Source organism: Neisseria sp. P0001.S005 (genome assembly GCF_051963715.1).
In genome coordinates, this window is the sequence record NZ_JBQCTZ010000143.1 from 1 (window position 1) to 8,896 (window position 8,896).

Here is an 8,896-nt window from a genome sequence, read left to right on the forward strand (position 1 = left end):
TTTCAGACGGCCTTTATCCTTAAGCCGCTTTATTTTTTCATGGCATCGGTCAAAACTTTGACATTGTAGCGGTACATGCCAATGTAGCTGTTGGCCGGTGCACCACCCAATGCATCTGAATACAAACGTCCGCTGACATTGACGCCGGTTTCTTTGGCAATACGGTCAATCATGCGCGTGTCTTTGATGTTTTCAGTAAAGACGGCTTTAATGCCCTCGCGTTTGATTTGGCGGATGATGGAAGCCACTTGTTTGGCAGATGGCTCGGCTTCGCTACTCACGCCTTGAGGGGCGATGAATTCAATATTGTAGCGTTTGCCCATGTAAGAGAACGCATCGTGTCCGGTCAAGACTTTACGCTTGGCGGCAGGTACGGCATTAAAGGCAGCCTGCGCATCACTGTGCAGTTTTTTCAGCTGCATTTGATAGTTGCCCAAACGTTGCTGATAGTAGGTTTTACCTTCAGGGTCGGCTTGAATCAGCGCATTGGCAACATTTTGCGCATAAGTACCCATCAAGACGGGGTCGGTCCAAACGTGCGGGTCAAACTCGCCGTGATCGTGATGATGACCTTCGTGATCGTGGTCATGATGATGGCCGCCCTCTTCTGCTTTCAAAGCCTGAATGCCTTTGGTCGCTTCGGCGAAAGGAACTTTACTCTGTTTGACTGCACGCTGTACATCGGCGGCTTCCAAGCCCAAACCGTTAAGCAATACCAATTTGGCACTGCGGATTTTTTTGATGTCGCCACTGGTCATGTGGTAGGCATGGCTGTCTTGGTTGGGGCCCACCAAGCTTTGAACGGCCACACGGTCGCCACCAATCTGTTTGGCCACGTCGCCCAAAATGCTGAAGCTGGTGACAACAGGCAGCGGAGCGGCATAAGCTGCACCGGTCAATAATGCGGCAACGATGCCGAGTTTCCAATGTTTCATATTCTCTCCAGTGATATAACGTAACATTAACATCATCATAAAACAGACCGCCTGATTATTCAAGCGGCCGTCTGAAAAATCATGCCGTGCGGTGTTTCTTGCGGCGCAGCCATTTTGCCAAAATGCCGCCTTCCCAACCAAACACGACGGAAATCAGGTAAAGCGTGCCGCAGCATAAAATAATCGCCGGGCCGGACGGGATTTCGATATGGTAGGAAAACAACAGCCCTGCCAAGCCGCAAAGCAAAGCCAATGCGACAGAAAAAATCATCAGCCAACCCATGCTTTTCGCCCACAGTCTGGCGGTAATCGCAGGCAACATCATCAATCCGACCGACATCAGCGTACCCAATGCCTGAAAACCGGCAACCAAATTCATTACGACCAACACCAAAAACAGCACATGCCAAAAGCCGCCCTTACCGCCGACAGCCTTGAGGAACAAAGGGTCTATGCTTTCCAACACCAGTGGGCGGAACATCACAGCCATCAGCAAAATAGTGACGCTCGCAGAAACGGCAATCAGCTGCAAAGCCGGAATATCCACCGCCAACACCGAGCCAAAAAGCAAATGCAACAAATCGACGCTGCTGCCGTTTTTGCTGACCAAAACCACGCCGATGGCAAGGCTGCTCAAATAAAATGCGGCAAAGTTCGCGTCTTCTTTCAATGAAGTAAACCGGCTGACCAAACCGGCCAATAAAGCCATCAGCAAACCGGCCGCAAAACCACCGACGCTCATCGCAGGCAAACTCAAGCCGGCAAACATATAGCCAATGGCCGCACCGGGCAAAACCGCATGGCTCAAAGCATCGCCCACCAAACTCATGCGGCGCATCACCAAAAACACACCGACAGGCGCCGCGCTCAATGCCAGGCAGAAAATCGACGCCAAGGCATAGCGCATAAAGTCGAATTCGACGAACGGCGCGACGACCAAATCATATAAATCCATGTTTTATCGCTTTTTTATTAATCTCTGAAAGCCTTAGGCCGTCTGAAAAACACTTACTTTCAGACGGCCTTGTCCATTAAACCGCGCACCAATCGGCCGCTTCCTGTTTCTGCATCATTCGGTTGGCCTGTGCCAAAAATTCATCGGTCAATACATTTTCCGTCGCACCGGCAGTCACTTTTTCACGCGCCAAAAGTAGCGTGTTGGCAAAATATGCCCTCACCTGCTCGTAATCATGCAACACGGCAATCACTGCCTGACCGTCCTGATGGCACTGGCGCAAAACTTCCAACAGCGCATAAGTCGTCCGCGCATCCACCGCGTTAAACGGTTCGTCCAGCAGCAAAAATTTGGCATCCTGCACCAGCATCCGCGCAAACAATACGCGTTGGAATTGGCCATTGGACAAGTGCGCGATTTGGCGCGTGGCAAAATCCTGCATTTCCACGCGTTCCAAAGCCGCCATCACGCGCTTTTTCTGCACCGCATTCACACGTCCGAAAAAGCCGATTTCATACCACAGCCCCATCGCCGCCAGTTCAAACACCGTCATCGGCTGGCTGCGGTCAATGTCCGACTGCTGAGGCAGATAGGCAATGTCCTTGCGCGCCATATTTTCATAGCGCACGCTGCCCGTATCCGTCTTCTGCAAGCCCATAATGGCTTTGAGCAGGGTCGATTTGCCCGCGCCGTTCGGCCCGAAAATCGTCCACATCTTGCCATCTTCAAACACCATATCGACATGGTGCACCACCGGCCTGCGCTGATAGCTGACCGTCAGATTTTCCACCACGATACTCATGGCGATACCGCCCAAAAATATACAGCCCACAACGCCGCCAATGCGGCAAGCGCAATCAGCAGCCTTTGCAGCAATCCGGTCAACAATACAGAATTCATAAGCCTAAAACCGCCCTTGCCCGAATACGGACAACAGGCCGTCTGAAAGAAAATTAAAACATTAAAATGATACTGTATAACGTTAACCCTGTAAATTTCTTTCGTTTTCAGACGCCATCGGGCAAAAGGACGAATATCGGTTACAATCCGTTTTTTATTTGATGATTGTCCTATGTCTATTCCACTCTTAAACGAAAAACTCAATACCGAAACCGCCCGCATTTCATGGGAAGAGCTGCAACCCCACTTCGCACGCGGTGCCGCCGTCTATGTTGCGCCTGATTTAGATTTGATCGCCGTCGCCCGCCATGTTGCCGAAGATGAAGCCGCGCCATTGAAACAATGGATGGAACAAGGCAAATTCGGTGCCATCAGCGATGATATGGCGCGCACATTTTTAGCGGATAAGCAGGAAATGTGGGCGGTTGTCGTGGCACCGTGGGTATTGGTACAGCCTTGCAAAGACTGATAAGGCCGTCTAAAAAATGAAAAACCGGAACATTTCGCATGTTCCGGTTTTTCATTTTTCAGACGACCTATTGCAAAGTAAAGCCTGCTTTGAATTCAAGCTTCGGCACCCCGATAACGAAACGTTTGCCGATACTGTCTTCAAACTCATACGCGCCTTCGATGCTGCCCCAAGGCGTGCTGATTTGCGAACCGCTGTTGTACTCATAGGCTTCGCCCGGGTACAAAACAGGTTGCTCTTCAATCAAGCCGGCATGACCGACCTGCTCTGTCTCACCGTGTCCGTCGGTGATTTCCCAAAAACGCTGACGCAAAGTAATGATTTCATCACTGCGGTTGCAGATGGTAATCAGATAATTGAAAGCATAGCGGTCGCGATAGACGTCGCTCTGACCGGCCATATAACGCGGCTCCACGTTAATCTCGATTTCATTCATAATTGTTTACCCCGTATGGTATTTATTTTATTTCAATCCGGATAATTCCGGCGTGCCCGCCCTATTTTTGCAAAGGGTCGAAACACTTAAAATGCATCACGCGATCCAATAAAACAGGCCCAAGACCATCAAGGTCATCGCAGCCGCAATCAAATCATCAAGCATAATGCCCAAACCTCCATGAATCCGCCGGTCAAACCATTTGATCGGCCATGGTTTCAACGCATCAAACAAGCGGAAAATAACAAAAGCCGCCAGCCACCAGCTCCATTTAAACGGAATCAGCGACAGCACCAACAGCATTGCGACAATTTCATCCCAGACGATACCGCCGTAATCCTGAATGCCCAGCTCCCTCTCGGTATAACCACAAATGCGGATACCCCAGAAAAACAAGGCAATACACAATAAAAGCAATATCCAGCCATCTATGCCCAACAGGCACAATACAAAAGCCAGAGGTAATGCTGCCAGCGTTCCGGCCGTACCCGGCGCAACCGGCGACAAGCCGCTGCCGAAACCAAATCCTAAAAAACACAATGGTTTATGCAACAGCCAAGAAAAAGTAGGTTTACGTTCAGCCAAAATGATCAAATCCTAAAGAAGTCAGTTCCAATACGCCGCCTTCGGCATCCAAAATATTCAGACGGCCTGAGTCAGTCATTTTACCAATTCGGGCGACCGGTACGCCACTTTGTTCCGCTACCTGATAAACGCGTTCCCTATCTTCTGGAGCAGCAGTAAAAATCAGTTCGTAATCATCGCCGCCGGCCAATACTGCCGACAACCATTGCTCGCGCGACAAAACGTTTTTCAATTCAGGCAACGACGGCACACAATCGGCAAATATTTCCGCCCCGACAGCAGAGGCTTTTAAAATATGCCCCATATCTTGAGCCAGGCCGTCTGAAACATCTTGCGCAGCATGAGCAAACGGCAACAATGCCTGACCCAATGAAACGCGCGGCTCCGGACGGAGCAATTTATCATCGCAAACCGCCATGATTTCAGACGGTAATTGATAATGCCCCAAATGTTTGTTCAAAGCAGCGGCAGCCAAACCCAACCGACCCGATACCCAAATATCGTCGCCGACTTCGGCCGCATCACGCCGCAGGGCATTCCCTGTCGGAACTTCACCTACTATCGTTACATTAAAGACCAAATCGCCTTTGGTGGTATCGCCACCAATCAACACCGTATCAAAACGCGCGGCCAAAGCAAAAAAGCTATCGCAAAAACGTTTGAGCCAGTCTTGATTCAATTCAGGCAAGGCAGCACTGAGCAATACCCAACGTGGCTTGGCACCCATGGCTGCCATATCGGATAAATTTACTGCAAGCATTTTCCATGCCAAATCTTCAGGCAAAACATCTTCAAAAAAATGTCTGCCTTTGACCAACATATCAGCGCTAAAACATAAATCAAATCCGTTACTTGGGCGAATAATAGCGGCATCGTCCCCTATGCCCAAAATCAGACCTTCCGATTTTTGTCGCTGCAAATATTGTCTGATAAAGTCAAATTCCGTCATATTTATCCAATATAACTATAACTTAGATTACTATATCTAATTTTGTGCCAGCCTGATGTTTGCCTGTTAACACGTCAAACATCAAACTTCCATATTATTTAGATATAAAACTCAATAAGTTAAAGGCCGTCTGAAAATACAGATTTCAGACGGCCTCATATTTTCAAACCACTCTGAGCAGGTATATTTACAGATAGACGATTTCGCCTGTCCGCCCCCTGCTCTCTTGACTTGCCCACCAAATAAATTGCGGCAGGACATCTTCGTAGTTTTTACGTTCGCTTTTCGATTCGCCCGGATGAGATTTGATACGTTGCGGCGAATTGATGGCACCCGGCACCAAAACATTGGCACGCAGGTTGTCAAAACGTTCCCACTCGTCCGCCGCCACTTTACACAAATAATTGAGCGCAGCTTTGGAAGCACCAAAACCGCCCCAATAGGCTTGCGGTTTTTCGCCGTGGCTTTCGCCGACAAAAATCACAGAAGCGTCTTCGGATTGCTTCAACAATGGGAACAGCGCACGGGTCAAGCCCATAGGCGCAACGGTATTGATGCGGTATTGGTTGACCCATTCCGATACGGTTTGGAAGTCCAATGGCGACAAGGCATAGAAATAACTGGCACAATGCACCACGCCATCCAATTTTCCGCCGGTTGCTTCATCAATAGTTTCCGCAAATTGCTTAAACTCTTTCTCCTCCGCGCTCATCAAATCAAAGCAGATGGCAAACGGCTCAGGGCTGCCCGCAGCCACAATGGCATCATATACTTTTTCTAAACGCTTTTGATGACGCGCCACCAAAATGACAGTCGCTCCTGCAGCCGCATAGGCTTTAGCAACCTGTTCGCCCAAGCCTTGGGATGCACCGGTAATCAAGATGGTTTTGTTCGCTAATGTCGTCATGACTTTTCCTTGAACTTTATGGTTTCGGATATTGTATCGGCTTGGTAAGTTTTGTAAAGTCAAAAAGGCCGTCTGAACATTCAGACGGCCTCAGTTTATTCAACCCGCAAATCCAGCATAAGCTTTTCAGCCGCGGCAAAGCCTGACTGAACTGCAGCTTCCAATGTTGCCGGATAGCGAGGATGGAGATAGTCGCCGGCCGGATAAATACGGCGATGGTGCAGCCATGAGAAATCAGGTTGTACAAAATCAACCGTTGCCGCCGTAGTCGCGCGTTTTTCCGTAATAATGCGTACGGCTTCAGGCTTGCCCAAATCCGGACAAACCCGCTTAATATCCGCATGAATTTTCTCGGCCAAATCTTTATCCTTCCATGCCTCGGTGTAATCGGAAACGCTGATGACAACCGCGACTTCATTGTCTGGTAAACCCAACGCCCCCCGATGTAACACCCATTGCGCTGTACCATCGGCAAATCCGGTTAAAGGTGCAGGCAGTTTGACTGCTTGGGCATAACGCAAATAAACCGTGGTAATCGCATGATAGTGCAACGATTGATAGGCCGTCTGAATATAGTCAGGCGTATCTTCAGGAAAAAGCGCGTCAACATGATATGGCGCAACAGCCAAAATCACCGCATCAAATACTTCGCCATTGATTTCAATCCGGCCATCAATGTGATGGTTTAAATGGGAAACACGAGTTTCAAAATGTATCTTTGCACCATGCGTGAGTAGGAACGCCAAAGCCGGTTCGGCTACCATCCTCCCTAAATCCTGCTTAGGCAAAAGATAATCGCTGTTCTCCTTTTCAGACCATACGCCATCATTCAATACATTACATAAAATACGCAACGATGCCTGTTCTAACGGCGTATTTAAAGCACCCCAGACCAAAGGTTGCCAAAATTGCCCAAGCAGGCTGCGGGGAACATTTCGTGTTCTCAACCACTTTGCAACCGTCAAATCGGTTTTATGATGGCCTGCCCAACGTTGCAATGCCGACATATCCGACAGCAATTTGATTTTCAATGAAAAAGAAAGACTTTTCGCACGCAGGATACCGACAAGCAAATGCCAAGGTGCAGGCAGAGAGGCCGTCTGAAACTGTAATCCCTCATGGATGTACCATTGCAAAGGCTGGCGTAAAAAGGCTGATTCAGGTTGAACGCCAATATGTTGCATCAAAGTTTGAACACCATGATACGCACCCAATAAGATATGCTGCCCATTATCCAAAAAGCTGAATCCATCATCTTTCCCAGACAAGGCACGCGCCCTACCGCCTGCCTGTCTCCCGGCCTCAAACAAAGAAATATCAGCTCGATGAATCAGGGAAACCGCCGCAGACAAACCTGCCCAACCGGCACCAATCACAGCAATTTTTGGACGCTTAGTATTCATGGTTTAAATCCAAACAGCCAAGTTTTCAAAGCAATACGTTTTTTACGGGGAGAAGGAATCGCAATTTTATAAGTCAACACATTTTGCGCACCATCACGGTCAATTTCATTCAACAGCGCATAATAAATGGCTGCCATAATCAGGCCGACTTTTTGCGATTTCTTATCCGCAGCCGGCAAAAGCAACATAGCCTCACGATAAGTTTCACGCGCCCTATCCACTTGAAACTGCATTAATTTCGCAAAATTGTCTGTCGGTTTGCACTGCATAATTACGTTGGCAGGCACATCAAACTTCTGCATTTCCTCTATCGGCAAATAAATTCTTCCCTGTCGCGCATCTTCACCCACATCGCGAATAATGTTCGTCAACTGCAAAGCCAAGCCCATTTTGTCCGCATATTCCAAAGTTTTTGGATTGGAAAAACCTAAAATCCGCGCAATAAGACAACCCACCACCCCTGCAACACGGTGGCAATACAGCTTTAATTCATCAAAACTACCATAACGAGCCTGCTCCAAATCCATCTGCATGCCATCAATCAAAGCTTCAAATTCATTCTTCGGCAAATCAAAATTTTCCCGAATATCTTTTAAAGCTTGATGAACGGGATGCTCAGGCATCTCATTGTTGAATACTTTTTCCAAATCACTACGCCACCAGTTCAACGTTATCTGAGCTACATTTGGATCGGTACAGCCATCAACCACATCATCTAGTTCGCGACAAAAAGCATATAAAACAATGATCGCGTTTCTTTTTTCTACCGATAAAAAACGAAAGCCGGATAAAAAACTAGAATGGCTTTCTGCAGCCTTTTGATGACAATAATCCAAAGCAAGCACTGTGAGTCCTAAAAATATCGTTATAAATAATTAGCAGGGATTTTATCTGTATTTAAAAAAGTACGCCAATATCAAAAACTCATCTGACAACAAGGCCGTCTGAAAGCTGATCTTAAGTATCTTTCAGACGGCCTAATATCTTACGTCGCTAAGATCGAAACCAGCAGCATCACCACCAACAGCTGTATCAAAGAATAGCCCCTCTGTACAGTTGCCCTATCCCGTTTTCCGTTAAATGCTTTTAAGTACATATCTTTCTTCCCTTTATCTTTTCTATCACTATCCAACAAGAGGCTATCCGTTTATCCCTTCACCCGATGTAAAGCCCCATTAGCCCAAGCTCTCATTGCCGGCCCCATACAAAGCCGCCCGTCAGCCCGAACCGGCAAGCGGTTCGGCCTCGGGGCGGCATATACGGCACGATCGTCCGTCAGGTTATTTTTTCACGGCAGGCTGTGCAGCCTTAGGCGCGGCAGAAGAAACCGTCGCCTCCGCCTTTAACTTGTTCAGCA

Annotated in this window: 10 protein-coding genes; 1 reads left to right on the top strand and 9 read right to left on the bottom strand. The window is 48.1% G+C overall.

Annotation, left to right across the window (positions count from 1 at the left end; translation table 11 throughout):
* Positions 1-29: 29 nt before the first annotated feature.
* The 3 genes from ACTHSP_RS14580 to ACTHSP_RS14590 all read right to left on the bottom strand — a co-directional run bounded on the left by ACTHSP_RS14580 (position 30) and on the right by ACTHSP_RS14590 (position 2,692).
* Positions 30-935 (bottom strand): metal ABC transporter solute-binding protein, Zn/Mn family, encoded by a 906-nt coding sequence (locus ACTHSP_RS14580; protein ID WP_107867435.1) that lies wholly within the window; start codon positions 933-935, stop codon positions 30-32.
* Between the two features lie 79 nt (positions 936-1,014).
* Positions 1,015-1,890: a metal ABC transporter permease gene (locus tag ACTHSP_RS14585; protein ID WP_314511707.1), complete on the bottom strand. Its 876-nt coding sequence runs from the start codon at positions 1,888-1,890 to the stop codon at positions 1,015-1,017.
* 76 nt (positions 1,891-1,966) lie between these two features.
* Positions 1,967-2,692, bottom strand: coding sequence for a metal ABC transporter ATP-binding protein (locus ACTHSP_RS14590; RefSeq protein WP_314511763.1), 726 nt, complete (start codon positions 2,690-2,692; stop codon positions 1,967-1,969).
* A 270-nt stretch (positions 2,693-2,962) separates the two neighbouring features.
* Here ACTHSP_RS14590 and ACTHSP_RS14595 point away from each other — a divergent pair, with 270 nt between their 5' ends.
* A complete protein-coding gene (locus ACTHSP_RS14595; protein ID WP_004520632.1) occupies positions 2,963-3,259 on the top strand; it encodes a DUF2288 domain-containing protein in 297 nt (98 codons plus the stop codon).
* A 67-nt stretch (positions 3,260-3,326) separates the two neighbouring features.
* Here the strand turns inward: ACTHSP_RS14595 and apaG are convergent, their stop codons facing one another.
* The 6 genes from apaG to hpnD all read right to left on the bottom strand — a co-directional run bounded on the left by apaG (position 3,327) and on the right by hpnD (position 8,384).
* Positions 3,327-3,695 carry a Co2+/Mg2+ efflux protein ApaG gene (apaG, locus tag ACTHSP_RS14600; protein ID WP_003682575.1) on the bottom strand — a complete coding sequence of 123 codons (369 nt, stop codon included), beginning with the start codon at positions 3,693-3,695 and terminating at the stop codon, positions 3,327-3,329.
* A gap of 96 nt (positions 3,696-3,791) precedes the next feature.
* A complete protein-coding gene (locus ACTHSP_RS14605) occupies positions 3,792-4,280 on the bottom strand; it encodes a phosphatidylglycerophosphatase A family protein (protein ID WP_063068949.1) in 489 nt (162 codons plus the stop codon).
* On the bottom strand, positions 4,273-5,229 hold the full coding sequence (gene thiL, locus ACTHSP_RS14610) for a thiamine-phosphate kinase (RefSeq protein ID WP_314511704.1): 957 nt from the start codon (positions 5,227-5,229) through the stop codon (positions 4,273-4,275). The genes ACTHSP_RS14605 and thiL overlap by 8 nt, the downstream gene beginning before the upstream one ends.
* Before the next feature lie 187 nt (positions 5,230-5,416).
* Positions 5,417-6,136 carry an SDR family oxidoreductase gene (locus tag ACTHSP_RS14615; RefSeq protein WP_003682583.1) on the bottom strand — a complete coding sequence of 240 codons (720 nt, stop codon included), beginning with the start codon at positions 6,134-6,136 and terminating at the stop codon, positions 5,417-5,419.
* A 95-nt stretch (positions 6,137-6,231) separates the two neighbouring features.
* A complete protein-coding gene (hpnE, locus tag ACTHSP_RS14620) occupies positions 6,232-7,539 on the bottom strand; it encodes a hydroxysqualene dehydroxylase HpnE (protein ID WP_314511701.1) in 1,308 nt (435 codons plus the stop codon).
* Positions 7,536-8,384: a presqualene diphosphate synthase HpnD gene (gene hpnD, locus ACTHSP_RS14625; RefSeq protein ID WP_314511699.1), complete on the bottom strand. Its 849-nt coding sequence runs from the start codon at positions 8,382-8,384 to the stop codon at positions 7,536-7,538. Before hpnD ends, hpnE begins: the two co-directional genes overlap by 4 nt.
* Positions 8,385-8,896: the final 512 nt, after the last annotated feature.

Excerpts from the sequence above, each read along its gene's own strand:
- ACTHSP_RS14580 (WP_107867435.1), bottom strand. The coding sequence starts at position 935 with ATGAAACATTGGAAACTCGGCATCGTTGCCGCATTATTGACCGGTGCA.
- ACTHSP_RS14585 (WP_314511707.1), bottom strand. The coding sequence starts at position 1,890 with ATGGATTTATATGATTTGGTCGTCGCGCCGTTCGTCGAATTCGACTTT.
- ACTHSP_RS14590 (WP_314511763.1), bottom strand. The coding sequence starts at position 2,692 with ATGAGTATCGTGGTGGAAAATCTGACGGTCAGCTATCAGCGCAGGCCG.
- ACTHSP_RS14595 (WP_004520632.1), top strand. The coding sequence starts at position 2,963 with ATGTCTATTCCACTCTTAAACGAAAAACTCAATACCGAAACCGCCCGC.
- apaG (WP_003682575.1), bottom strand. The coding sequence starts at position 3,695 with ATGAATGAAATCGAGATTAACGTGGAGCCGCGTTATATGGCCGGTCAG.
- thiL (WP_314511704.1), bottom strand. The coding sequence starts at position 5,229 with ATGACGGAATTTGACTTTATCAGACAATATTTGCAGCGACAAAAATCG.
- ACTHSP_RS14615 (WP_003682583.1), bottom strand. The coding sequence starts at position 6,136 with ATGACGACATTAGCGAACAAAACCATCTTGATTACCGGTGCATCCCAA.
- hpnE (WP_314511701.1), bottom strand. The coding sequence starts at position 7,539 with ATGAATACTAAGCGTCCAAAAATTGCTGTGATTGGTGCCGGTTGGGCA.